The 23,792-nt window shown below is 67.2% G+C and carries 19 protein-coding genes; 7 read left to right on the top strand and 12 right to left on the bottom strand.

Annotated features, from left to right (window positions below; all coding sequences use genetic code 11):
* Window positions 1-2: 2 nt before the first annotated feature.
* The 3 genes from FOF45_RS08855 to glmS form a co-directional block, all read right to left on the bottom strand.
* The gene (locus FOF45_RS08855) at window positions 3-728 is read right to left on the bottom strand and encodes a TorF family putative porin (protein ID WP_158984034.1); all 726 of its coding nucleotides are present in this window, start codon (window positions 726-728) and stop codon (window positions 3-5) included.
* 215 nt (window positions 729-943) lie between these two features.
* A complete protein-coding gene (locus tag FOF45_RS08850) occupies window positions 944-3,277 on the bottom strand; it encodes a nitric-oxide reductase large subunit (RefSeq protein ID WP_158984032.1) in 2,334 nt (777 codons plus the stop codon).
* Window positions 3,278-3,522: 245 nt separating this feature from the next.
* Window positions 3,523-5,355 (bottom strand): glutamine--fructose-6-phosphate transaminase (isomerizing), encoded by a 1,833-nt coding sequence (glmS, locus tag FOF45_RS08845; protein ID WP_158984030.1) that lies wholly within the window; start codon window positions 5,353-5,355, stop codon window positions 3,523-3,525.
* A 196-nt stretch (window positions 5,356-5,551) separates the two neighbouring features.
* Between glmS and FOF45_RS08840 the strand changes: the two genes are divergently transcribed.
* The 6 genes from FOF45_RS08840 to FOF45_RS08815 are packed head-to-tail and all read left to right on the top strand — an operon-like array spanning window position 5,552 to window position 12,918.
* Window positions 5,552-6,841 carry an efflux RND transporter periplasmic adaptor subunit gene (locus tag FOF45_RS08840; RefSeq protein ID WP_158984028.1) on the top strand — a complete coding sequence of 430 codons (1,290 nt, stop codon included), beginning with the start codon at window positions 5,552-5,554 and terminating at the stop codon, window positions 6,839-6,841.
* Between the two features lie 43 nt (window positions 6,842-6,884).
* Complete coding sequence (locus FOF45_RS08835) at window positions 6,885-7,616, top strand: ABC transporter ATP-binding protein (RefSeq protein ID WP_158984026.1); 732 nt, start codon at window positions 6,885-6,887, stop codon at window positions 7,614-7,616.
* A 10-nt stretch (window positions 7,617-7,626) separates the two neighbouring features.
* Window positions 7,627-8,946 (top strand): ABC transporter permease, encoded by a 1,320-nt coding sequence (locus FOF45_RS08830; RefSeq protein ID WP_158984024.1) that lies wholly within the window; start codon window positions 7,627-7,629, stop codon window positions 8,944-8,946.
* Between the two features lie 14 nt (window positions 8,947-8,960).
* On the top strand, window positions 8,961-10,199 hold the full coding sequence (locus FOF45_RS08825) for an ABC transporter permease (protein ID WP_158984022.1): 1,239 nt from the start codon (window positions 8,961-8,963) through the stop codon (window positions 10,197-10,199).
* Window positions 10,200-10,259: 60 nt separating this feature from the next.
* Window positions 10,260-11,600, top strand: a complete 1,341-nt coding sequence (locus tag FOF45_RS08820) for a sigma-54-dependent transcriptional regulator (RefSeq protein ID WP_158984020.1) — start codon at window positions 10,260-10,262, stop codon at window positions 11,598-11,600.
* Window positions 11,601-11,604: 4 nt separating this feature from the next.
* Window positions 11,605-12,918 carry a sensor histidine kinase gene (locus FOF45_RS08815; protein ID WP_158984018.1) on the top strand — a complete coding sequence of 438 codons (1,314 nt, stop codon included), beginning with the start codon at window positions 11,605-11,607 and terminating at the stop codon, window positions 12,916-12,918.
* Between the two features lie 176 nt (window positions 12,919-13,094).
* Here FOF45_RS08815 and glmU read toward each other — a convergent pair whose 3' ends face one another.
* A complete protein-coding gene (gene glmU / locus FOF45_RS08810) occupies window positions 13,095-14,465 on the bottom strand; it encodes a bifunctional UDP-N-acetylglucosamine diphosphorylase/glucosamine-1-phosphate N-acetyltransferase GlmU (RefSeq protein ID WP_158984016.1) in 1,371 nt (456 codons plus the stop codon).
* Between the two features lie 143 nt (window positions 14,466-14,608).
* On the opposite strand from glmU, the gene FOF45_RS08805 reads away from it, so the two are divergent.
* Window positions 14,609-15,013 carry a GtrA family protein gene (locus FOF45_RS08805; protein WP_158984014.1) on the top strand — a complete coding sequence of 135 codons (405 nt, stop codon included), beginning with the start codon at window positions 14,609-14,611 and terminating at the stop codon, window positions 15,011-15,013.
* On the opposite strand, the gene FOF45_RS08800 is transcribed toward FOF45_RS08805, so the two are convergent.
* The 8 genes from FOF45_RS08800 to FOF45_RS08765 all read right to left on the bottom strand — a co-directional run bounded on the left by FOF45_RS08800 (window position 14,964) and on the right by FOF45_RS08765 (window position 23,763).
* Window positions 14,964-17,078 (bottom strand): hypothetical protein, encoded by a 2,115-nt coding sequence (locus FOF45_RS08800; RefSeq protein ID WP_158984012.1) that lies wholly within the window; start codon window positions 17,076-17,078, stop codon window positions 14,964-14,966. The two genes, FOF45_RS08805 and FOF45_RS08800, sit on opposite strands and share 50 nt — an antisense overlap.
* An 8-nt stretch (window positions 17,079-17,086) precedes the next feature.
* Window positions 17,087-17,830 carry a PP2C family serine/threonine-protein phosphatase gene (locus tag FOF45_RS08795; protein ID WP_158984010.1) on the bottom strand — a complete coding sequence of 248 codons (744 nt, stop codon included), beginning with the start codon at window positions 17,828-17,830 and terminating at the stop codon, window positions 17,087-17,089.
* Entirely contained in the window at window positions 17,827-18,510 is a 684-nt protein-coding gene (locus tag FOF45_RS08790) for a vWA domain-containing protein (RefSeq protein WP_158984008.1), read from the bottom strand. Before FOF45_RS08790 ends, FOF45_RS08795 begins: the two co-directional genes overlap by 4 nt.
* 151 nt (window positions 18,511-18,661) lie before the next feature.
* On the bottom strand, window positions 18,662-19,087 hold the full coding sequence (locus FOF45_RS08785) for a F0F1 ATP synthase subunit epsilon (RefSeq protein ID WP_158984006.1): 426 nt from the start codon (window positions 19,085-19,087) through the stop codon (window positions 18,662-18,664).
* A gap of 124 nt (window positions 19,088-19,211) precedes the next feature.
* A complete protein-coding gene (gene atpD, locus FOF45_RS08780; RefSeq protein ID WP_158984004.1) occupies window positions 19,212-20,612 on the bottom strand; it encodes a F0F1 ATP synthase subunit beta in 1,401 nt (466 codons plus the stop codon).
* A gap of 64 nt (window positions 20,613-20,676) precedes the next feature.
* Window positions 20,677-21,540, bottom strand: a complete 864-nt coding sequence (atpG, locus tag FOF45_RS08775) for a F0F1 ATP synthase subunit gamma (protein ID WP_158984002.1) — start codon at window positions 21,538-21,540, stop codon at window positions 20,677-20,679.
* Between the two features lie 96 nt (window positions 21,541-21,636).
* Window positions 21,637-23,187 (bottom strand): F0F1 ATP synthase subunit alpha, encoded by a 1,551-nt coding sequence (gene atpA, locus FOF45_RS08770; protein WP_158984000.1) that lies wholly within the window; start codon window positions 23,185-23,187, stop codon window positions 21,637-21,639.
* Window positions 23,188-23,235: 48 nt separating this feature from the next.
* A complete protein-coding gene (locus FOF45_RS08765) occupies window positions 23,236-23,763 on the bottom strand; it encodes a F0F1 ATP synthase subunit delta (RefSeq protein ID WP_158983998.1) in 528 nt (175 codons plus the stop codon).
* Window positions 23,764-23,792: the final 29 nt, after the last annotated feature.

Here is a 23,792-nt window from a genome sequence, read left to right as displayed (position 1 = left end):
CTTTAGAAGGACGCCTGCACGGCCGCTTCGATGCGGTCGCCGGCGAAGTCGTCGCCGAAGATGTCCTCGGCGTTGGAATCGGTGGCATGCGCAGTCAGGCGCAGCTCCAGCGGCGCTTTCACTGCCCACACCGCGCTGATCTGGCCGTGCGCGTAGCTCTCGTCGTAGATGTCGTCGAGGTAGTAATAGCCGGCGGCGGCTTCGATGCGGAACGCATCGTTGATCGGGAAGCGCGCGCCGAGCTGCGTGTACACACCGCTTTCTTCGCTGCCCAGCGCTTCCGGCGACCAACCCATCGAGAGCCAGTAGTTGTCGGCGTAGGTCAGCGTGCCGTTGAGCTCGGTCCAGTTCAGATCGACCGTGGTCGAGGGGTACTGGTAGCGCAGCACGTTCACGTCGAGCGCCCAGTCCGGCGCGATCTCGCCAGCCCAGCCGACGGTGAAATCGAACTCGCTGCTCGCGTGCGTTTCAGGCGCGAATTCGACGTTGGAACCCCACACCGAACCGTAGAAACCGGAATCGCCGGCCACCTTGAAGCTGGCCTGCACGGCCGGGTCGCCCTGGGTCTGCGTGGTGCCGCGCCAGACGTAATCGCTGGTCAGCGTCGCGCTGCCGGTCACTTCGGTCGCTTGCGCCTGCGCGCCCACCGCCATCAGCCCGAGCATGGCGAGTAAGCCCGCGACCAGCGGCCTGCGGCCTTCACGCGAGCGGAAAATCGAGAGTTGCATGGTCCTGCCCAAATTTCGACGAAGCCTCTTGGCCACGGCGGAAATTCTCGGCAGGAGGGCCGTAAAGCCTCCATTCGCGCCCGTCCCCGGGGCGCAAAATCGGCGTAAACAAATGCGGCGGATGCGTAAAGCGAAGAAGGGCCCGCCCGCCTTCGGGTCGTCACTGCGGCAGTACGGTGGCAGGCAGCGCTTCGCTGCCCACCACGGTGCAACCGTCAGCCGCGGTCGGCCGGCTCGCTCTGGCCAGCGAGCGATGGATCACGCTTCGGGGCGATCCACAGTCGCAGCACGAACCAGGCGAGCGCCACGGCACCGATGCTGAAGATCGTGTCTCCCGGCACGCGCATCCACACCAGCATGGCGACGATGGGCTTCTGCATGAACTCGGCCGAGCGTGCGTACGCGTAACCGTGTTCGATCGCCGCCAGCAGCTGCATGGTGCCCAGCGGCAGCAGGGTCAGGACAGCCATGAGCGCCAGGCCGATGTTGAGGCACCAGAACGATGCCTTGAGCACCTTCGTGTCCCAGACCATCTGGCCACGCAGTCCGCGCAGGCAGAACAGGACGAGTGCGATGCCGAGCATGCCGTACACGCCGAACAATGCGGTGTGGCCGTGCAGCGGCGTCAGGTTGAGCCCCTGCATGTAATACAGCGACAACGGCGGGTTGATCAGGAACCCGAACAGGCCGGCGCCGACCAGGTTCCAGAACGACACCGCGATGAAGAACGCCACCGGCCACCGGTAGCGCACCATCCACGGCGTGGACTGGCCGATCTTCCACGTGTGGTACGCCTCGAAACCGATGTAGGCCAGCGGCACCACTTCGAGCGCGCTGAAACTCGCGCCCAGCGCGACCACGGCCGTCGGCGTGCCGACGAAGTACAGGTGATGCAGCGTGCCCAGTACGCCACCGGCCATGAACACGATGGTGGCGAACAACACCGCCACGGTCGCCGTCGAGGTCTTGATCAGGCCAAGGCGCGTGAAGATCAGCGCCATCACCGCCGTCGCGAATACCTCGAAGAAGCCCTCGACCCAGAGATGGACCAGCCACCAGCGCCAATATTCGACTTCAGAGATGTGCGTGTGTTCGCCCCACATCAGCGCCGAGGCGAAGAACAGGCCGATCGCGGCCGTCGACAGGAACAACAACCCGACGATGTGGCGCGATTCGTTGGCCTTGTCGCGCAGCACCGGCCACAACGCCCGGCCCACCAGCACGACCCACAGCAACAACCCGATGAACAGGTACCACTGCCAGAAGCGGCCCATGTCGGCGTATTCCCAGCCCTGGTGGCCGAACCAGAAGTTGTTCTCCAGCCCCAGCTTCTGCATCACTGCGAGCCATTGGCCGGCGAATGAACCCACCACGATGATCAGCAGCGAGACGAACAGGAAGTTGACACCGAACCGCTGGAACTTCGGTTCGTGTCCGGACAGTGCGGGGGCGATGTAGAGGCCGGTGCCCAGCCAGGCCACGGCGATCCACAGCACCGCCAGCTGCGTGTGCCAGGTGCGCGACAACGAATACGGAAGGACTTCAGACAACGCGAAGCCATACGCGTCCTGCCCCTCGACCTGGTAGTGCGCGGTGATCGCACCCAGCAGGATCTGCACGAGGAACAACGCCAGGACCACCCAGAAGTACTTGGCGACGGCGCGCATGGACGGGGTGACGCGCAACGCCGCGAACGGATCGGTCGCGGGAATCGCGTGCCCACGATCCTCGTCATCGTGGCTGACGGCATGGTGCCAGCCCAGCAGGCCGATGCCCGCGATCAGGAACAGCACGCTGAAGGCCGACCACACCCATAGCGGCGCAGCCGGCATGTTGCCGACCAGCGGCTCGCTCGGCCAGTTGTTGGTATAGGTGACCTGTTTGCGCACGACGCCGCGCTGGCCGGGCACCAGCGCGTCGCCGGCTTCGTTCGGTCGCTCGGTGGTGGCGGCCCAGGCGGTCCACCAGAAGAACGCGGTCAGGGCACGGCGATGCTCCGCGCTGGGCACCGTGTCCTGCTTCATCGCGTACGCCTTGCGCAGATCGAGCGTCGCCGGATCGGTTCCGAACAGGCTCTCGTAATGCGCTGCCACGTTGGAGACGGCGACCGCGCGATCGCGCGTCAATGTGATCGTGCCGCTTTCCGGATCGAACGTGTTCTTCCGCATCATTTCCTGCAGGCGGCCACGCAGTGCCGCCTGCTCTTCCGCCGACAGTTCCGCGTATCCCGCCATGCCGCCGTCGGCGCGCGCCCACTGGTCGAGCACCGCCATCGCTTCGCGATGCAGCCAGTCGGCGCTCCAGTCGGGTGCGACATACCCGCCATGTCCCCAGATGGAGCCGAGCTGCATGCCACCGATCGACTGCCAGACCTGGCGGCCCTTCTCGATGTCGGCACGCGTGTAGAGGACCTGGCCATTCTCGGCGACCACCCGCTCGGGCACCGGCGGCGCGGCGCGGAAGATCTCGCTACCGGCCCACAGCAGCACCGAGAACGACAGGACCAGCAACGTGGCCAAGGCAATCCATAGCTTCCGGGTGCTGCTCATACGAACCTCCGCGGCGGATCGGAACGTACACAGTGGCGCCGCCGTGGCGACTGCCATGCCGGCGAAAAGCAACACACCACGATACGCCGCGGCTGTGGAGGATTCGTGTAAACGCACATCGACGCGTCGCGTCATGCCGCGCGCGCTCGAAGGTTCCTACCGGCTGATGGGCTCGCACCGCCGGGTTGGTCCAACCATTACCGGTTGGACCAACGATGCCCGAGTACCAAGCCTTGCGGCGGCGCTTACTCCACCGTCACCGACTTGGCCAGGTTGCGCGGCTTGTCGACGTCGGTGCCGCGCGCGAGGGCGGCGTGGTAGGCGAGCAGCTGCACCGGGATCGCATGCACCACCGGCGACAGCACGCCGACGTGACGCGGGGCGCGGATCACGTGCACGCCTTCGGACGAACCGAACTGGCTGTCCTCGTCGGTGAACACGAACAGTTCGCCGCCGCGCGCGCGTACTTCCTGCATGTTCGACTTCACCTTCTCGAGCAGGCTGTCGTTGGGCGCGATCACCACCACCGGCATCGCTGCGTCGACCAGCGCGAGCGGGCCGTGCTTGAGTTCGCCCGCCGGATACGCCTCGGCGTGGATGTAGGAGATTTCCTTCAGCTTGAGCGCGCCTTCCAGCGCGATCGGGTAATGCACGCCGCGACCGAGGAACAGCGCGTGCTGCTTCGGTGCGAAGCGCTCGGCCCAACCGACGATCTGCGGCTCCAGGTTCAGTGCGTGCTGCACGCTGCCCGGCAGGCGGCGCAGCGCATCGAGGTATTCGCCTTCCTGCTCGACCGACAGGCGGCCGTGCAGCTTGGCCAGCGTGGCCGACAGCGTGAACAACGCGACCAGCTGCGTGGTGAACGCCTTGGTCGAAGCCACGCCGATCTCGGCGCCGGCGCGCGTGTAGTAGACGAGGCGGCTGGCGCGCGGGATCGCGCTTTCCGGAACGTTGCAGATCGACAGCGTCTTGTCGTGGCCGAGCGACTTGGCGTACTTCAGCGCTTCCATCGTATCGAGCGTCTCGCCCGACTGGCTGATGGTGACGATCAAGTGCTTCGGGTTCGCCACCGCCTTGCGGTAGCGGTACTCGCTGGCGATCTCCACCGAGCACGGCAGGCCGGTGATGGCCTCGATCCAGTAACGCGCGGTCAGGCCGGCGTAATAGCTGGTGCCGCAGGCGAGGATCTGCACGCCTTCCACGTCGCGCAGCACGTCTTCGGCATTCGCGCCGAACAGCGCGGGTGCGAACGAATTGCCGTCCATCACCGCCTCGATCGTGTCGGCGATCGCGCGCGGCTGCTCGTGGATTTCCTTCTGCATGAAGTGGCGGTACGGGCCCAGCTCCAGCGACGCAAGCGACACGTCGGACACATGTACTTCGCGCTGGACCTGCGCGCCCTGCGCGTCGAACACGCGCACGCCTTCGCGGGTGACGTCGGCGGTGTCGCCTTCCTCCAGGAAGATCACCTGGCGCGTGGCCTGCAGGATCGCGGACACGTCGCTGGCGACGAAGTTCTCGCCCTCGCCCAGGCCGACCAGCAGCGGACAGCCCATGCGCGCGGCGATCAGGCGACCGGGTTCGCGCTTGCTGACCACCGCGATCGCGTAGGCGCCGACCAGTTCGCGCACGGCCTTCTGCACGGCGCCGAGCAGGTCCGCGCCCTGCGACTGGTAGTAATGGATCAAGTGCGCGATGACCTCGGTATCGGTCTGCGACTCGAACGTGTAGCCCTGCGCCTTGAGGCGCTCGCGCTGCTCGTCGTGGTTCTCGATGATGCCGTTGTGGACCACCGCCAGCTCACCGTAGCTCACGTGCGGGTGCGCGTTGGCCTCGGTCACGCCGCCGTGCGTGGCCCAGCGCGTGTGGCCGATGCCGAGACCGGCATGGAAGTGTTCGGCCTGCGCGGCGTTCTCCATCTCGGAGACGCGGCCGGTACGGCGCACGCGGCGGATGTCGTCGCCGTCGAGCACCGCGATGCCGGCCGAATCGTAGCCTCGATATTCCAGTCGCTTCAGGCCTTCGATCAGCACCGGGACCACGTCGCGACCGGCGATCGCACCAACAATTCCGCACATGCAGGCGACACTCCAGGAGGGGAAAGGACAGTGTAGCCGGAGCTACGCAACGCCCGATGGACAGCGGACACCGGGGTGTCCGGCCGGACACCGCGGACACGCCAGGCCGGCTGCAAGTGATTGAAACTCAAGGGAGCAGACTTGGCACGATCCCTGCTGTGAATGGGGAGCATCCCAACCAGCGCCCCGCGACCGCATGATCCGCGACACCTCCGGCCAAGACCGCGTCCTCGCCCCGCCACCCGCCAGCCCGCGCCGCCGCCAACTGATGATCGGCGGAGGAATCGCCGCCGCTGTGCTGCTGGCGCTGACCGTGCCGACGCTGGGCCGCTGGCTCGGATCCGGCCAGTCGGTCAGTGGCGAACGCCTGCGCACCGCGGAGGTGCGCCGCGGCACCCTGGTACGCGACGTCGCAGTGCAGGGCCGCATGGTCGCGGCGGTCAGCCCGACTCTGTACGCGCCGGCCGCCGGCACGGTGAAACTGAAGGTGCAGGCCGGCGATGTCATCAAGCAGGGCCAGGCGCTGGCCGAGATCGACAGCCCCGAGCTGCGCAGCAAGCTGGTGCAGGAACAGTCCACCCTGGCCAGCCTGCAGGCCGAGGCCAGCCGCGCCGCACTCGACGCGCAGCTGGCGCGCTCGACCGCGCAGAAGCTGCTCGACCAGGCCGAGATCGACCGTACCGCCGCACTGCGCGACCTGGAACGCAGCCAGCGCGGCTTCGACGGCGGCGCGGTATCGAGCATCGAAGTAGCGCGCGCGCAGGACTCGCTGAAGAAGGCCGACATCGGCCTGTCGCATGCGCAGCGCGATTACGGCCTGCAGGATCGCGGCGCCGGTCTCGACACGCGCAACAAGCACCTGCTCGCTCAGCGCCAGCAGGCGCTGGTCGCCGAACTGCAGCGCCAGGTCGACGAACTCAACATCCGCTCGCCCGTGGACGGCGTGGTCGGCACCGTCAGCATCACCGACCGCACCGTGGTGCCGCTCAACCAGCCGCTGCTGGTGGTCGTTGACCTGCGCGAACTCGAAGTCGAACTGCCCGTGCCAGAAAGCTACGCCGACGACCTGCGCCTGGGCATGGGCGCGGAAATCAGCTACGGCGGCCAGACCTACGCGGGCAAGCTGCGTTCGGTCTCGCCGGAAGTGGTCAACGGTCAGGTAATGGCGCGAGTGCGTTTCGCCGACGCGCAGCCGGACGGCAAGCGTCCCACCGGCCTGCGCCAAAACCAGCGCGTCAGCACGCGCGTGCTGATCGAGGAGAAGCCCAACGTGCTGATGGTGCAGCGCGGCCCGTTCCTCGACACCGGTGGTGGTCGCATCGCCTACGTGATGGACGGCGACACCGCGGTCAAGCGCGCCATCACCACCGGCGCGAGCAGCCTGTCGGACGTGGAGGTCCTGTCGGGCCTGCAGACGGGCGACCGCGTCGTGATTTCCGACACCACCGCGTTCAACGGCGCCGACCAGGTGCTGGTCAACGATTGAAGCCGAACCCGCATCACACACGGAATCACCCAGGAGTCCCGCCATGTTGAAGATGACCCACCTGAGCAAGGTCTACCGCACCCACATGATCGAGACGCACGCGTTGCGCGGGTTCGACATCCACGTGCGCGAAGGCGAGTTCGTCGCCGTGACCGGCCCGTCCGGCTCGGGCAAGACCACCTTCCTCAACATCGCCGGCCTGCTGGAGGATTTCAGCGATGGCGACTACCTGCTCGACGGCGTGTCGGTGAAGGGGCTCAACGACAACGCGCGCTCGAAGCTGCGCAACGAGAAGATCGGCTTCATCTTCCAGGGCTTCAACCTGATCCCCGACCTCAACCTGTTCGACAACGTCGACGTGCCGTTGCGCTACCGCGGCTTCAACGCGGCCGAGCGCAAACAGCGCATCGAGCACGCGCTCGGCCGCGTCGGCCTGATGTCGCGCATGAAGCACTACCCGTCCGAGCTCTCCGGCGGCCAGCAGCAGCGTGTCGCGATCGCGCGCGCACTGGCCGGCTCGCCGCGCCTGCTGCTCGCGGACGAGCCGACCGGCAACCTCGACTCGCTGATGGCGCGCGGCGTGATGGAACTGCTGGAGGAGATCCATGCGCAGGGCACGACCATCGTGATGGTCACGCACGATCCGGAACTCGCCGCACGCGCGCAGCGCAACGTCCACATCATCGACGGCCAGGTGACCGACCTCGACGACGCACCGCGTCTGGGCGGCGAAATCGCCGCCGCCACCGCGACTGCCGCCGCATCGGCCGGCTGAGGAGGACGCCATGTTCGGCTACTACCTGCGCCTGGCGATGATCTCGCTCAAGCGAAACCGCATCCTCACCGCCCTCATGGTCGCGGCCATCGCGCTGGGCATCGGCATGTCGATGACTTCGATGACCGTGCTGCACATGATGGGCGCCAACCCACTCTCGTATAAGGACGATCAGGTCCGCCGCGTGCAGCTCGACAACTGGGACAAGAATCGCCCCTGGGACGAGGACAACCCGAGCGAGCCGCCGGACCTGATGACCTACCAGGACGTGGTCAACCTCGTGCAGGCGCACAAGGCCGAGCACGAAGCAGGCTTCTTCCCCAACGTGCTGGCGCTGGAACCGGACAAGCGCGAGATCAAGCCGTACATGGTCGAGGCGCTGTTCACCACGTCGGGCTTCTTCCCGATCTTCGAGCCGCCTTTCCGCTACGGCGGCGGCTGGAGCGACGCGGAAGACCGCGGCTCCGCGCGCGTGGCCGTCATCAACGACGAGACCAACGACAAGCTGTTCGGCGGTGAGAACAGCGTCGGCCGCAAGCTGCGCCTCGGCGGCGAGGACTACACCATCGTCGGCGTGCTCGATAAGTGGCACCCGACGCCGCGCGCGTACCACATCTCCGGTGGCGCGTTCGGCGACCCGCACCAGGTGTTCGTGCCGTTCACCATCGGCATCGAGAAGCAGCTGGTGAGCACGTCGAACAACAGCTGCTTCGAGGACTCCGAGCCCGGCTACCAGGGTCTGCTGGCGTCGGAATGCATCTGGGTCGACCTGTGGGTGCAGGTGAAGGACGAAGCCGACGCGCAGCGTTACCTGAGCTTCCTCAACAACTACGTGCAGGAACAGAAGAAGGCCGGCCGCTTCCCGCGCCCCGTCAACAACCGCGTGCGTTCGGTGTCGGAATGGCTCGAATCGCAACGCGTGGTCGGCCGCGACGTGCGCACGCAGGTGTGGCTGGCGTTCGCGTTCTTCGCGGTGTGCCTGATCAACACCGTCGGCCTGCTGCTGGCCAAGTTCATGGGCAAGGCGCCGGAGATCGGCCTGCGTCGCGCGGTCGGTGCGAGCAAGCCGGCGGTGTTCGCGCAGTACCTCACAGAGTCCGGACTGGTCGGCATCGCCGGCGGCGTGCTCGGGCTGGTGCTCACCGGTGTCGGCCTGCTCGCGCTGCGCAAGCTCTATGCGGGCACGTCGATCGAGAAGCTCGCCCAGCTCGACTGGAACATGGTCGGGCTTTCGTTGCTGATCGCGCTGGTCGCGAGTCTGGTCGCCGGGCTGTATCCCACCTGGCGTGCGTGCCAGGTGCAGCCGGCCACGCAGTTGAAGACGCAGTAACCCAGGAGCCCGTCATGGAATTCCGCCCCATCCTCAATGCGCTGATGCGCAACAAGACCGGCCTGTTGCTGATCGCGGCGCAGGTGGCCATCACACTGGCCATCGTGTGCAACAGCGTGTTCATCATCCTCCAGCGAATCGAGAAGGTGAACCGTCCCAGCGGCATGGACGAGAACAGCCTCTTCACCATCACCAGCCTCGGCTTCGCGCCCGGTTTCGACCTGCGCGGCAGCATCCGTGAGGATCTCGAAGCGCTGCGCAGCATCCCGGGCGTGGTCGACGCGACCACGATCAACTCCGTGCCGCTGTCCAACGGCGGCTGGAGCGAAGGCATCTCGCTGCAGTCGGATAGCGTTCCGGAAGAACAGCGCAAGACCGAGGGCACGTCGATCTACCTCGTCGACGAGCATGGGGTGAACACGCTCGGCGTACACCTGATCGCCGGCCGCAACTTCACCGCCGACGACGTGAGCTACCGCACCAAGGAGGACAAGGGCGGCGTGAGCTCGGTCATCGTGACCCGGACGCTCGCGCAGACGTTGTTCGGCGAGGAGAACGCCGTCGGCAAGGTGATCTACAGCAGCATCCCTGGGCGCAACGGCCCACTCACTGTCGTGGGCGTCGTCGAACGCCTGCAGGCGCCGTGGGTGGGCTGGGACAAGGTCGAGCATTCGATGCTGGTGCCGCAGTACCAGGACGGCGAGTTCGACAGCAGTTCCGCGCGTTACCTCGTGCGCACCGAACCCGGCCGCCGCGATGAGGCGATGAAGGAAGCCGAGCGCAAGCTCGGCGAAATGAACACCGGCCGCATCGTGCGCGGCCTGCGTTCGATCGAGGAAGTCCGCGGCGAAAGCTATCGGCAGGACCGCGCGATGACCGTGGTGCTGACCACGGTGATCTTCTCGCTGCTCGCGGTCACCGGGCTGGGCATCGTCGGCATGGTCAGCTTCTGGGTCACGCGCCGGGTCAAGCAGATCGGCACGCGCCGCGCGCTCGGTGCGCGCCGCTTCGACATCCGCCGCTACTTCATGATCGAGAACCTGATCGTGGTCGGCATCGGCATCGCGCTCGGCCTGCTGCTGACGTATGGCTTCAATATCTGGCTGATGAAGCACTACGAGCTGCCGCGCCTGTCGTGGTACTACGCGCCGCTGGGCGCGCTCACGGTGCTGCTGCTGGGCCAGCTGGCCGTGTTCGGCCCTGCGACCCGCGCCACGCGCGTCTCTCCGGCCGTCGCCACGCGGACGGTCTGAAGCGTCCGCCCTCCGCGCGCCCGGCTGCGTCCGGGCGCGCGCCACTGCTAGGCTAGGCCGATGCGCACGATCCTGGTCATCGACGACAACCACGCCGTGTACGTGGCGCTCGACGTGCTCTTCTCGCTGGCGGACCTGCGCGTGCTCAGCGCGGAGTCGCCCGAGGAAGGGCTGCGCGTGCTCGAGCGCGAAACCATCGACCTGGTCATCCAGGACATGAACTTCGCCGCCGACACCACGTCCGGCGAAGAGGGCATCGCCCTGTTCCGCACGATCCGCGACCGCTTCCCGGACCTGCCGATCATCCTGCTGACTGCATGGACGCGACTGGAATCCGCGGTGGCGCTGGTCAAGGCCGGCGCGGCCGATTACCTGGGCAAGCCGTGGGACGACCACAAGCTGATGACCACGGTGACCAACCTGCTCGAACTCGGCGAAGCCAACCGCGCGCTCGCCGAACGTCGCGCGGGCGAGCGTCGTCGTCGCCAGGAACTGGAGGACCAGTACGACCTGCGCGGCGTGGTGTTCGCCGATCCGGCCAGCGAGCGCGTGGTCGGCCTCGCCTGCCACGTCGCGCGCGCCGACGTGCCGGTGCTGATCAGCGGCCCCAATGGTTCGGGCAAGGAACGCATCGCCGAGATCATCCAGGCCAATTCGTCCGTTCGCGACGGTCCGTTCGTCACGCTCAATTGCGGCGCGCTGCCGTCGGAGCTGGTCGAAGCGGAGCTGTTCGGCGCGGACGCCGGCGCATATACCAGCGCCAACAAGTCGCGCGAGGGCAAGTTCGAAGCCGCCGACGGCGGCACGCTGCTGCTGGACGAGATCGGCAACCTGCCACCGGCCGGGCAGATGAAGCTGCTGCGCGTGCTCGAAACGGGTCGCTTCCAGCGCCTTGGGTCCAATCGCGAACGCCAGGTCAAGGTGCGCGTGATCGCCGCGACCAATGCCGACATCCCGGCGATGATCCGCGCCGGCACCTTCCGCGAAGACCTGTATTACCGGCTCAACGTCATCGAGCTGCGCGTGCCTCCACTGGCGGAGCGCCGTGGCGACATCCTGCCTCTGGCCGAACATTTCCTAGAAGGACGCCGTCGCCTCAGCGACGCCGCGCGCGTCGCATTGCTGCGCCATCCGTGGCCCGGCAACGTGCGCGAGATGAAGAACGCGATCCAGCGCGCACTGCTGCTGGGTGAAGGCGACAGCGTGGCGCCGGAGGAACTCGGCCTGCCCAGCGCCGCGACCGCACCCCTGCGCACGGGCCTGGACGAAGAACCCGCTCGCGACGCGATCGAGGCTGCGCTGCAGCGCGCGGGCGGCGTGATGAGCCAGGCCGCCGCCGATCTCGGACTGAGCCGGCAGGCGCTGTACAGGCGCCTTGAGAAGCTCGGCATTGCACGGTGACGCCATGCAGCCCAAGCGCCATTTCTCACTGGCCGGAAAGCTCACGTTGCTGCTGTTCGCGGCGATGTGCGGCGCGGTCGTGCTGGGCGCGCTGCTGATCGACTGGTTCGACAACGCGCTGCTCGGCGCCAGCATCACATTGCTGCTGTGCGCGATCGTGACGCCGTGGATCGCGCGGCGTTGCCTGGCACGACAACTCAGCCTGTTCCGCGCGCTGTCGGGTTCGGTCGCGAGTTTCCGCGATGGCGACTTCAGCTTCAGTGTCGCGCGTCGTTCGCACGACGAACTCGATGATCTCGTCGAAGCGCACAACGAGCTGGGTCGCGTGCTGCGCGAGGAACGCCAGTCGCTGTTCCAGCGCGAGTTGCTGCTCGACACCGTGGTGCAGAACACGCCGACCGCGCTGCTGCTGATCGAGAGCCGCGGCGCAATCGTCTACGGCAACGTCGCCGCGCGCCAGCTGTTCCACGATGGTCGCAAGGTCGAGGGCCTGCGCTTCGAGCAGCTGATGGAGCACACGCCGGGACCGCTGCGCGAGGCGCTCGGCGCGGGACGCGACCGGCTTTTCAGCTTCGAGCATGCCGGACAGGAAGAGACCTACCACCTCGCGCGCCGCGACTTCCAGCTCAACGGCCGCGTGCACACGCTGTACATGTTCAAGCGACTGACCGCCGAGTTGAACCGCCAGGAAGTGGCGACGTGGAAGAAGGTGATCCGCGTGATCAGCCACGAGCTCAACAACTCGCTGGCGCCGATCACCTCGCTCGCGCACTCAGGCGCGGAGCTGCTGCGTCGCGAGGACTACGAGAAGCTCGGCCGCATCTTCGAGACGATCGAGGAACGCGCACGCCATCTGCACGGCTTCCTGCGCGCGTATTCCAGCGTGGCCAAGCTGCCCGTGCCGGAACTGGAACGCGTGGACTGGGCGCCGTTCCTGTCGCGGCTGCAGCAGCATTATGCGTTCACGCGCGGTGCGATCCCGGGCGAGGCGGCGCGCTTCGATCCGGCGCAGGTCGAGCAGGCGCTGATCAACGTGCTCAAGAACGCGCACGAGTCCGGTTCTGCCGTCGACGAGGTCGTGCTGTCGGTGCGCCAGCTGGGCCGCATCGTGCGCGTGGAAGTGAGCGATCGCGGCCCGGGCATGTCGGAGTCGGTGCTCGCCAACGCGCTGGTGCCGTTCTATTCGACCAAGCGCACCGGCAGCGGCCTAGGCCTCGCACTGGCGCGCGAGATCGCCGAAGCCCACGGCGGCCGCATCGCGCTGGCGAACCGCGACGGCGGCGGCCTGACCGTCAGCCTGACGCTGCCGGTGGATTAGCGGCGAAGCCGATTTCAAAGTTGTCATTCCCGCGAAGGCGGGAATCCAGGCGGGGATGCGATCACGCCCGACGCAAGTCGGATATCCGTCGGTGACGCGTCGTCAGGTTGGATCCCCGCCTTCGCGGGGATGACAGCTTCGCAGCAGTCGATCCGCTTCCTGTCAACTCGCGACTATCACGCCTTCGGCTTCTTCTTCGGCCGCTGCCAACCGTCGATCGTGGCCTGGCGCGCGCGCGCAAGCGTGAGCTTTTCCTCGGGCGCGTTGCGCGTGATCACCGAACCGGCGGCGATGGTCGCCTCCTTGCCGATCGTCACCGGTGCGACCAGCGACGAGTTGGAACCGATGAAGGCGCCGTCTTCGATGATCGTGGTCGACTTGTTCACGCCGTCGTAGTTGCAGGTGATGGTGCCCGCACCGACGTTCACGCCGCTGCCGATGATGGCGTCGCCCAGGTACGTCAGGTGGTTGGCCTTGCTGGTGACGCCGATGCGCGCGTTCTTGGTCTCGACGAAGTTGCCGATGTGCACGCCGTCGGCGAGCACGGTGCCGGGACGCAGACGGGAGTACGGGCCGATCTGCGCCGCGCCTTCGACGACGACGCCGTCGAGGTCGCAGTGCGCGCGCACTTCCGTGCCCGGGCCCAGCTTCACGTCCTTGAGCCGGCAGAACGGGCCGATGCGCACGCCGTCGCCGAGTTCGACCTTGCCTTCGAGCACGACGTCGACGTCGATCTCCACGTCGTGGCCCACGCTCACTTCGCCGCGCTGGTCGTAGCGCGAAGGATCGGCGAGGCGCGCGCCCTGCAGGCACAGCGCGCGCGCGGCACGGCGCTGGAACGCGCGCTCCAGCTGCGCGAGCTGCCACGGATCGTTGGCGCCCTCCACTTCGATCGCGTCGTGCACGTGCACCATCTCGGCGGAGTTGAACTCCGCGGCGGCGGACGCGAACACGTCCGTCAGGTAGTACTCGCCCTGCGCGTTCTGGTTGGTGAGACCCTGCAGCCAGCGGCGCAGCGCTTCACCGTCGGCGACGAGGATGCCGGTGTTGATGGTTTGGATCTCGCGCTCTTCGTCGGTGGCGTCCTTGTGCTCGACGATGCGACCGACGCGACCCTGCGTGTCGCGCACGATGCGACCGTAGCCGGTCGGATTGTCGAGGTCGGCCACCAGCACGGCGATGCGGCCCGGCGCGGCGAGCAGGCGCTGCAACGTGTCGGCAGCGATCAGCGGCACGTCGCCGTAGAGCACCAGCACGCGCGCATCGATCGGAACCGTCGGCATCGCCTGCTGCACGGCATGGCCGGTTCCCAGGCGCTGTTCCTGCTCGGTCCAGTGCAGGTCGGTCTGGTCGGCGAACGCCGCGCGCACCTGTTCGCCGCCGTGGCCGTAGACCACGTGGATGCCGGCCGCGCCGAGCCGGCGCGCGGTGTCGATGACATGGCCGAGCATCGGCTTGCCGGCGACCTTCTGCAGCACCTTGGCGGTGGACGACTTCATGCGCTTGCCCTCGCCGGCGGCGAGGATGACGACGTGCAACGGGTTCATGCGGCCTTCCTGTCCTGGCTCGGCATTCGTGATGACGAATCTTAGCAATCGCGCGGGTCGCGGCATGCGATGACCCGCCTCGCGGCTGAAGGGCCGCCCTCGGGCTCGACCCACGCGGCGGCGGCGTTGTCTAGAATCGCCGCATGCTCAAATGGCTCTCCCGCTCGACATTCCTCCGCCAGGGCGGAAGTTACTTCGTCATCGGTTTGCTGCAGTTGTTCGTCGACTGGGCGATGTTCGTGCTGCTCAGCGCGCTCGGACTGGCGGTGGAGCCGGCCAACGTCGCCGGCCGCATCACCGGCGCGATGCTGGGTTTCTGGCTCAACGGACGATTCACCTTCGCCGGCGAGGACACCGCCGTCGGCCGCCGCCAGTTCGCGCGCTTCGCGGTGATGTGGGTGGCGACGACTGCGATCAGCACCTGGGCCGTGGGCCACGTCGACGACACGGTCGGGCTGAAGTGGGCTTGGATCGCCAAGCCGGCGATCGACCTGGCGCTCAGCGCGGCAGGCTTCCTGCTGTCCCGGCACTGGGTATACCGCCGCTGACGAGCGGCCGCATGCTGGCGCAATAGCGCACCCGGTCCACGGCCTCGCGCCCGAGCGCGAGGAACCGGTCGTACTCGTGCGCCTCCATGTAGCCCGTCTGCGGCTTGAGGAAGCGGCGGCGGATGTGTTCGTTGCGTCCCGAGCGCGAGGCCAGCGTTTCGGCGATCGTGAAGGCGCCCAGGCGCGGGCCGTCCTCCTGCATCGTCACGCCCAGCCCGTACCAGGCCTCGGCGTCGGCGGAGTACGCGGTCAGCGCACGCGCGTACTGCCATTGCGCATCCGAGGGAAGTCCGTCGGCCAGCGACATCCAGCCCAGTTCGCTGAACGCGGCGACGGCGCGCGGGTCGACGTCGGCGATGATCTCCAGCGACTGGCGCAGCTCGCGTCGCGCGTACTCGTTCGCGTGGCGTTCGGTCGGCGCGCGCAGGTAGACGCCCGTGGCCTCCGACTGCTGTGCCTTCGCCCAGGGTGATGTGCGATCGGCACCGCCGTAGCGCAGGCCGGAGACCGCCACACGCAGCCCATCGCAGGACGCCGCGGCATCTTCGGCGGTGCGCGTGAGGCGCGTGATCGCAGCCGGCACGTCGGCCATCGCCGCGGCTTCCGCCGTCGCCAGCGGAAGCGGTCGCGCCGGCGACGGCGGCGTCATCGGTGACGGCTGGCGGGCGGGACGAGGTCGATACGACGACGAGGCCTGCGGCCGCGGCGTCGACGTCTCATGGGACGCGTGCGACTGCGAGCCGACGATCACCGACTTCACCGAGTGGTAGATGCCCAGCACCAGCAACACCAGCACGACGCCTGTCAGGCGCAGCATGAAGCCGCGGAACATGCGCCCGAGGAAGGACGAGAACCAGGAGGATGTGGACCACGTCCGCGGCCGCGTCGACGACGGAACCGGCCATGCAATGCCACCGCTGCCAGTCGGCGGACGCGGCACGTGGCGCATCATGGCCGGTGCGACGCGGCGAGCCGCGCGTGCGCGTACGGGAGGAGGGCGGCGCGGCTTGCGCACGACACTGGCCGCCTTGCGCAGCAGTTGCGCTCGCTCGCATGCAGCACATGGCTGTCCGGCGAAATGCTGGTGACTGCCGTCGTTGTGGCACGCAACGAGGCGCGCAGACGAACGCAAGGCGTAGCCGCTCAGCAGTTCCGCCCATTCGCTGGCGGAAGGACGGCGGTCTGCGGCGCCCGGGGTGAACGCGCGGTCGAACAGTCTGCGTAACTCATCCGGCATCGCGGCGTGGCCACTGCCGGGATTGGCCGCAAGACCCGCACGCGGCGCGATTCCATATGGATACCAGTCTCCCGCGATGCGCGAGGCGAGGTCGGTCGGCACGCGCTCGCTGGAAGGCCGTCCCGCGTACGGATGGATGCCGAAGTTCAGCAGCTGGAACACGATCACCGCCAACGCGAAGCGATCCTGCGCGGGTTCGCCATGTGCCGTGAGGCCATTGCGATGGAACTCCGGCGCGAGGTAGTCGGGCGTGTATTGCGGCGCGTTGAACCGCTCGCTGCGGCCCTGGATGCTGAAGCCGTCGCAGTCGAGCATCGCCATGTACAGCGATTGCCGGTAGAAGCGCAGGTTCACCGGTTTCAGATCGACCACGTAGTGACGCTGGCGGTGAAGTTCGGCGAGCACTGCGGCGAGGTTGGCCGCGAGCGTGACCTTCGCGCCCAGTCCCGTGGGCAAACCTTCACGCTGCGCCTGGCGCGTCTGCAGGATCAGTTCGAGTTCGGTGGTCGCGGCCACGTCCACCGCGGGCATCAGGAAACCGACGAACCTGCCCGCGCGATCGGACAGCATCGTGCTCGGCCATGCGAGCTGCACGATGCTGCGTGTGCCCTCGCGGATGTCGGGCAGGTGCGGCGCGAGCTCGAGCATCGCCTCGATCCGGCGCCGGTACGCAGGCACGTCGACGTGCGTGTGGTAGATCTTCGCGACTTCGCCCGGATGCCCGCGCAGCAGGTGGATCGTGCCGGCGCCGCCACTGGCCAGTCGCTTGGCGAGCGTGATCGAGCGACCATCGCCGCCGCGCAGCACACTGCCTTCGGCCACGGACATCAGCGCGCTCACATGCGCAACGCGATCAGCAGGGTCTTGTCGTCGTCGGTGATGGCATGCGTGCGCGGATCGTCGAGCGTCGCGCGCAACGCAGCACTGCCTGCCTGCTCGTCGGAGCCAGCGAGGAAGCGCACCACCGGATCGATGAAGGCCGGGAACAGCGCGGCGTTGCCGCGCGCCATCGCGAACGGCATCGCGCCATCGGACATCAGCACGAACCGGTGCGCGGGCTGCTCGCAGCGGAGCAGGCGCAGGTGGTCGCGCCATTGCGGAGACGTCACGAAGAACGTCTCGTTGGCGTACTCGCCGTTGTGCGGCGGCGAAACGGTCTGCGCGCCTGCGGCATCGACGGCTACGCCGATGCCGTCGCCGACATGGAACAGCCATGCGACATCGCCCTTCGCCATCGCGCCGACCAGCGTGCAGGCGAAGGACGAGAGCGGCGATCCGCCCTGCGCGGCTTCGTCGGCGAGCGATTGCAGTGCGGCGTCCACGGCGGATTCCACCGCGCTGCGCGCCGCGGTCTCGTCGACCAGCGCTGCATCCAGCACGGGCAGCAATGCGGCCGCGACGTCGCGCGATATCCGCGCGGAGCCGACATGACTGTGCGACTGCGAACCGGCGCCGTCGCAGACCACGGCCACCAGCGCATCGCCTTCGGCCGCATGCGCGAACGCATCCTGGCAGGGCAACGACTGGATGACGTGCGACTGGCCGGTCGCGGCGGCGGCGTGAACCCGCCAGGACGTCACGTCGGCGCGCTCGACCAGGTATCGGTCGCGGGCAGCTGCGCGTGTCCGCCCGGGCGCGACTGCGAGACGACCTTCATGCTCGCGCTCAGCCACAGGAACAGTTCGCTGAACTTCAATCCATCCAGGCGCTTCACTGCGGCCTTGCCGCGATGGCTGAAGGCGGCGAGCGTGTCGTCGTCGGCGCCGCTGCCCACCGCGAGCGGGAACACCGCGACCTTGTTCGCCGCTTCGGCCTGGCGGCAACCATCGGCCGCGCCTTCCCAGTGGTCGGTGGGAACACCGTCCGACATCAGGAACAGCCACGGCCGCGTGTAGGCAACACCCGCGGTGCGGAATGCCTGCTTCTCTTCTTCGATGCGCTGCAGTGCCAGGTCGATCGCCTGGCCGGTCGGCGTGGTGCCTGACGCTGCCAGCTGCGGCGCGACGAAATCCATCGCGTCGCTCCATTCACCCGCGACCTCGGCCGAATCCATGCCGCCGAACGTCACGATCAGCACGCGCACGCGCTTGGCGGCGATCGGATCGGCCTTGAGTTCGTGCTCCAGCAGTTGCAGGCCTTCGTTGAGTTGCTGGATCGGTGCGCCGGCCATGCTGCCCGAGCAGTCCAGTACGAGCACCAGTGGCGTGCGCTGTTCGGCGTTGTCGACCAGCGCCACGTCCGGAATCGCGTTGTTGTCCATGTCGCCCTCCCCGGGGCATTCCTTCCCCGCGCCATTGCGGCGCCGCGTCCAAGCCTAACGGGGCTCGCTGCCGCCACACAAGCGACGCGCGCCCAGAATGAAAAACGCCGGCACGGGGCCGGCGTTTTTGTCGATCCGCGGAAGCGGGATCTCAGTGCTTCATGTTCTTGCGCAGGCGTTCCAGCGCGCTGAGCTGGGCGATGCTCATGGCCAGCTGGGCCTGGGCTTCTTCCATGCTCATCTTCGGATCCTTCTTGGAAAGGATCCGCTCGGCTTCTTCCTTGGCGGCGCGGACGGCGGCTTCGTCGATGTCCTGCGCGCGCACGGCGGTGTCGGCCAGCACGGTCACGACGGTCGGCTGCACCTCGAGGATGCCGCCGGAGATCGCGAAGTCCAGGTGCTCGCCGCCCGGCAGGGTCACGACAACCTTGCCCGGCTTCAGGCGCGTGATCAGCGGCGCGTGCTTCGGCGCGATGCCGAGTTCGCCGAGTTCACCGGTGGCCACCACCAGCTCGGCCTCGCCGTGGAAGATTTCCTGCTCGGCGCTGACGATGTCGCAACGAATCGTGGATGCCATAAAGAACGTGCCTTCTGCATTGTCCCCCTCTCCCGCTTGCGGGAGAGGGCTGGGGTGAGGGTGAAGGCCGAGCCCTCACCCTAACCCTCTCCCGCAAGCGGGAGAGGGGACAAAGATCAACGGATCAGCCGCCGATCTTCTTGGCCTTCTCGACCGCTTCCTCGATGCCGCCGACCATGTAGAACGCCTGCTCCGGCAGGTGGTCGTACTCGCCTTCGACGATGCCCTTGAAGCCGCGGATGGTGTCCTTCAGCGACACGTACTTGCCCGGCGAACCGGTGAAGACTTCTGCCACGTGGAACGGCTGGCTGAAGAAACGCTCGATCTTGCGGGCGCGCGACACGGCCTGCTTGTCTTCTTCCGACAGCTCGTCCATGCCGAGGATCGCGATGATGTCCTTGAGCTCCTTGTACTTCTGGAGCGTCGCCTGGACCTTGCGCGCGACTTCGTAGTGCTCCAAGCCGATCACGTTCGGATCGAGCTGGCGCGAGGTCGAGTCGAGCGGGTCCACGGCCGGGTAGATACCCAGCGAGGCGATGTTACGGCTCAGCACGACGGTGGCGTCGAGGTGGGCGAAGGTGGTCGCCGGCGACGGGTCGGTCAGGTCGTCCGCGGGCACGTACACGGCCTGGATCGAGGTGATCGAACCGGTCTTGGTCGAGGTGATGCGTTCCTGCAGGACGCCCATTTCCTCGGCCAGCGTCGGCTGGTAACCCACCGCCGACGGCATGCGGCCGAGCAGCGCCGACACTTCGGTACCGGCCAGCGTGTAGCGGTAGATGTTGTCGACGAACAGCAGCACGTCGCGACCCTTGCCCGAGGCGTCCTTCTCGTCGCGGAAGTACTCGGCCATCGTCAGGCCGGTCAGCGCGACGCGCAGGCGGTTGCCCGGCGGCTCGTTCATCTGGCCGTACACCATCGCCACCTTGTCGAGGACGTTGGAGTCCTTCATCTCGTGGTAGAAGTCGTTGCCCTCGCGGGTACGCTCGCCCACGCCGGCGAACACGGACAGACCCGAGTGCGCCTTGGCGATGTTGTTGATGAGTTCCATCATGTTGACGGTCTTGCCGACGCCGGCGCCGCCGAACAGGCCGACCTTGCCGCCCTTCGCGAACGGGCACATCAGGTCGATGACCTTGATGCCGGTCTCGAGCAGGTCGTTGGCCGAGGACTGGTCCTCGTACGACGGAGCGGCGCGGTGGATTTCCCAATGGTCCGAAGCCTGCACCGGGCCGGCTTCGTCGATCGCGTTACCCAGCACGTCCATGATGCGGCCCAGCGTACCGGCGCCGACCGGCACCGCGATGCCGCGGCCGGTGTTGGTGGCGACCAGGTTGCGCTTGAGGCCGTCGGTGGAGCCGAGCGCGATCGTGCGCACGACGCCGTCGCCCAGCTGCTGCTGCACTTCGAGCGTGATGGCGGTGTTTTCGACCTTCAGCGCGTCGTACACCTTCGGCACGGACTCGCGCGGGAACTCGACGTCGACGACGGCGCCGATGATCTGAACGATCTTGCCCTGACTCATGGTGGTTTCCTCGTAACTTAAATCTGTGTTGCGGTCGCGGAAAGGCGCGCCCGCGGATAAGGGATCAGACCGCGGCGGCGCCGCCGACGATTTCCGAGATTTCCTGCGTGATCGCCGCCTGGCGGGCCTTGTTGTAGACCAGGTTCAGCGTGCCGATCAGCTTGGTGGCGTTGTCGGAGGCGGCCTTCATCGCGACCATGCGCGCGGCATGTTCGGAGGCGACGTTCTCGAGCACCGCCTGGTACACCAGCGATTCGATGTAGCGGTTGAGCACGTGGTCGAGCACGCTCGCCGCGTCCGGTTCGTAGATGTAGTCCCAGTCGTGCTTGGCGACCTGCGTCTCCGACGGCGGGAGCGGCAGCAGCTGGTCGAACGCCGCACGCTGCGTCATCGTGTTGACGAAGTCGTTGTAGCAGACGAACACGCGGTCCAGGTTGCCGGCGCTGTAGCCGTCCAGCATCACCTTGATGACGCCGACCAGGCTTTCCAGCTTCGGCTGGTCGCCCAGGTGGGTGACCGAACCGACCATGTTGACCTTGATGCGGCGGAAGAACACCGACGCCTTCTGGCCGATGGTGACGACGTCGATCTCGACGCCCTGCTCGTGCCACTTGCGGAACTCGCCCAGCAGCTTGCGGAACAGGTTGTTGTTGAGGCCGCCGGCGAGGCCGCGGTCGGACGACACGATGATGTAGCCGACGCGCTTCACGTCCTGGCGCTCGACCAGGAACGGATGCTGGTAGTCGGAATTGGCCTGGGCCAGGTGGCCGATGACCTGCTTCATCACGCGGGCGTACGGACGCGAGACCTTCATGCGGTCCTGCGCCTTGCGGATCTTGGAAGCCGAGACCATCTCGAGCGCGCGCGTCACCTTGCGGGTGTTCTGCACGCTCTTGATCTTGGATTTGATTTCGCGTCCGCCTGCCATTCTTTCGCTCGCTCGCGGTAATTCGTGATGGGTGACTGGTGATCGTCGGATTGGCGATTCGTGCGAATCACCAATCCCGGACCACGACTCCGGCCTTTACCAGGTACCGGTCTGCTTGAACTCGGCGATGCCCTTCTTGAAGGTCGCCTCGATCTCGTCGTCCCACTTGCCGGTGCCGTTGATCGTCTCGACCAGCGCGCCCTGGGTGTTGACGAAGTGGGCGTGCAGGCCCGCTTCGAACGCCAGGATCTTGCCGACCGGCACGTCGTCGAGGAAGCCCTCGTTGACGGCGTAGATCGACAGCGCCTGCAGCGAGATCGGCATCGGCGCGTACTGCTTCTGCTTCATCAGCTCGGTGACGCGCTGGCCGCGCTCGAGCTGCTTGCGGGTGGCTTCATCCAGGTCGGACGCGAACTGCGCGAACGCAGCCAGCTCACGGTACTGGGCCAGGGAGATGCGGATGCCGCCCGACAGCTTCTTGATGATCTTGGTCTGGGCGGCGCCACCGACGCGCGACACCGAGATACCGGCGTTCACGGCCGGGCGGATGCCGGCGTTGAACAGGTCGGTTTCCAGGAAGATCTGGCCGTCGGTGATCGAGATCACGTTGGTCGGCACGAACGCGGACACGTCGCCGGCCTGCGTTTCGATGATCGGCAGCGCGGTCAGCGAACCGGTCTTGCCCTTCACTTCACCGTTGGTGAACTTCTCGACGTACTCCTCGGACACGCGCGCGGCGCGCTCGAGCAGGCGGCTGTGCAGGTAGAACACGTCGCCCGGGTAGGCTTCGCGACCCGGCGGGCGCTTCAGCAGCAGCGAGATCTGGCGGTACGCGACGGCCTGCTTGGACAGATCGTCGTACACGATCAGCGCGTCTTCGCCGCGGTCCATGAAGTACTCGCCCATCGTGCAGCCGGAGTAGGCCGAGATGTACTGCATGGCGGCCGATTCGGACGCCGTGGCGGCGACGACGATCGTGTGCGCCAGCGCGCCGTTCTCTTCCAGCTTGCGCACGATGTTCGCGACGGTCGAGGCCTTCTGGCCGATCGCCACGTACACGCACTTGATGCCCGTGCCCTTCTGGTTGATGACGGCGTCGATGGCCATCGCGGTCTTGCCGGTCTGGCGGTCGCCGATGATCAGCTCGCGCTGGCCGCGGCCGATCGGGATCATCGCGTCGACGGTCTTGTAACCGGTCTGCACCGGCTGGTCGACCGACTTGCGCCAGATCACGCCCGGGGCGACGCGCTCCACCGGAGCGGTCTGCGAGGCGGCGATCGGACCCTTGCCGTCGATCGGCTCGCCCAGCGCGTTGACGACGCGGCCGAGCAGTTCGCGACCGACCGGCACTTCGAGGATGCGGCCGGTGGTCTTGGCCACGTCGCCCTCGCGCAGGTGTTCGTAGTCACCCAGGACCACGGCGCCGACCGAGTCGCGCTCCAGGTTCAGCGCGAGCGCGTAGGTGCTGTTCGGCAGCTCGATCATTTCGCCCTGCATCACGTCGGCCAGGCCGTAGATGCGCACGATGCCGTCCGACACCGAGGTCACGGTGCCTTCGTTGCGCGCTTCGGCGGTCAGCTTGACCTTCTCGATGCGGGTCTTGATCAGTTCACTGATTTCGGACGGGTTGAGCGTGGTGGTTGCCATGGGTGAGTCCCTTGATCCGGCGCTAACCGGAATTTGCAGATGAATTCGTTATTGCGCGAGCGTGGACTGCAGGCGCGCGAGCTTGCCCTTGAGCGAGCCGTCGATGACCACGTCGCCGGCATCGATCACGGCGCCGCCGATCAGCGAGGCGTCGATCGCGGTCTCGATCTCGACGTCGCGGCCGAAGCGCTTCTTGAGCGCGGCCTTGATCGCTTCGAGTTCGGCGCCGGGCAGTTCGCTGGCGGCGGTGACCTTGGCCTTGACCACGCGCTCGGCTTCGGCGCGCAGTTCCTCGAACAGGCCGGTGATCTCCGGCAGCAGCGCCATGCGGCGGTTATCGGCGAGCAGACCGAGGAAGCGGGTGAAGGCTTCGTCGGCACCGTCCATCGCGAGCAGGCCGACCGCGTCGGCCGGGTTCAGCAGCGGATGGCCGAGCAGCGCCTGGGCCTGCGGATCGGCGGCCACGCGCGAAGCGAAGGCGAGCGCCTGCGACCACGCGGCAGTGCGACCGCCTTCGCGCGAAAGCGCGAACGCGGCACGGGCGTAAGGACGGGCGAGGGTCAGGGCCTGGGTCATTTCAGATCATTCCGCTCGATGCACGCACA

The sequence above is a fragment of the Lysobacter panacisoli genome (genome assembly GCF_009765165.1).
GTDB lineage: Bacteria > Pseudomonadota > Gammaproteobacteria > Xanthomonadales > Xanthomonadaceae > Lysobacter_J > Lysobacter_J panacisoli.
This window is presented reverse-complemented; position numbering and strand designations above follow the sequence as displayed.

Bases quoted from the DNA above. Each gene is read 5' to 3' on its own strand.
- glmU (WP_158984016.1), bottom strand. From the start codon at position 14,465: ATGAACCCGTTGCACGTCGTCATCCTCGCCGCCGGCGAGGGCAAGCGC.
- FOF45_RS08855 (WP_158984034.1), bottom strand. From the start codon at position 728: ATGCAACTCTCGATTTTCCGCTCGCGTGAAGGCCGCAGGCCGCTGGTC.
- FOF45_RS08840 (WP_158984028.1), top strand. From the start codon at position 5,552: ATGATCCGCGACACCTCCGGCCAAGACCGCGTCCTCGCCCCGCCACCC.
- atpG (WP_158984002.1), bottom strand. From the start codon at position 21,540: ATGGCAGGCGGACGCGAAATCAAATCCAAGATCAAGAGCGTGCAGAAC.
- FOF45_RS08835 (WP_158984026.1), top strand. From the start codon at position 6,885: ATGTTGAAGATGACCCACCTGAGCAAGGTCTACCGCACCCACATGATC.
- glmS (WP_158984030.1), bottom strand. From the start codon at position 5,355: ATGTGCGGAATTGTTGGTGCGATCGCCGGTCGCGACGTGGTCCCGGTG.
- FOF45_RS08805 (WP_158984014.1), top strand. From the start codon at position 14,609: ATGCTCAAATGGCTCTCCCGCTCGACATTCCTCCGCCAGGGCGGAAGT.
- FOF45_RS08800 (WP_158984012.1), bottom strand. From the start codon at position 17,078: ATGTCCGTGGCCGAAGGCAGTGTGCTGCGCGGCGGCGATGGTCGCTCG.
- FOF45_RS08850 (WP_158984032.1), bottom strand. From the start codon at position 3,277: ATGAGCAGCACCCGGAAGCTATGGATTGCCTTGGCCACGTTGCTGGTC.
- FOF45_RS08825 (WP_158984022.1), top strand. From the start codon at position 8,961: ATGGAATTCCGCCCCATCCTCAATGCGCTGATGCGCAACAAGACCGGC.
- FOF45_RS08830 (WP_158984024.1), top strand. From the start codon at position 7,627: ATGTTCGGCTACTACCTGCGCCTGGCGATGATCTCGCTCAAGCGAAAC.
- atpD (WP_158984004.1), bottom strand. From the start codon at position 20,612: ATGAGTCAGGGCAAGATCGTTCAGATCATCGGCGCCGTCGTCGACGTC.
- FOF45_RS08785 (WP_158984006.1), bottom strand. From the start codon at position 19,087: ATGGCATCCACGATTCGTTGCGACATCGTCAGCGCCGAGCAGGAAATC.
- FOF45_RS08790 (WP_158984008.1), bottom strand. From the start codon at position 18,510: ATGGACAACAACGCGATTCCGGACGTGGCGCTGGTCGACAACGCCGAA.
- atpA (WP_158984000.1), bottom strand. From the start codon at position 23,187: ATGGCAACCACCACGCTCAACCCGTCCGAAATCAGTGAACTGATCAAG.
- FOF45_RS08820 (WP_158984020.1), top strand. From the start codon at position 10,260: ATGCGCACGATCCTGGTCATCGACGACAACCACGCCGTGTACGTGGCG.
- FOF45_RS08815 (WP_158984018.1), top strand. From the start codon at position 11,605: ATGCAGCCCAAGCGCCATTTCTCACTGGCCGGAAAGCTCACGTTGCTG.
- FOF45_RS08765 (WP_158983998.1), bottom strand. From the start codon at position 23,763: ATGACCCAGGCCCTGACCCTCGCCCGTCCTTACGCCCGTGCCGCGTTC.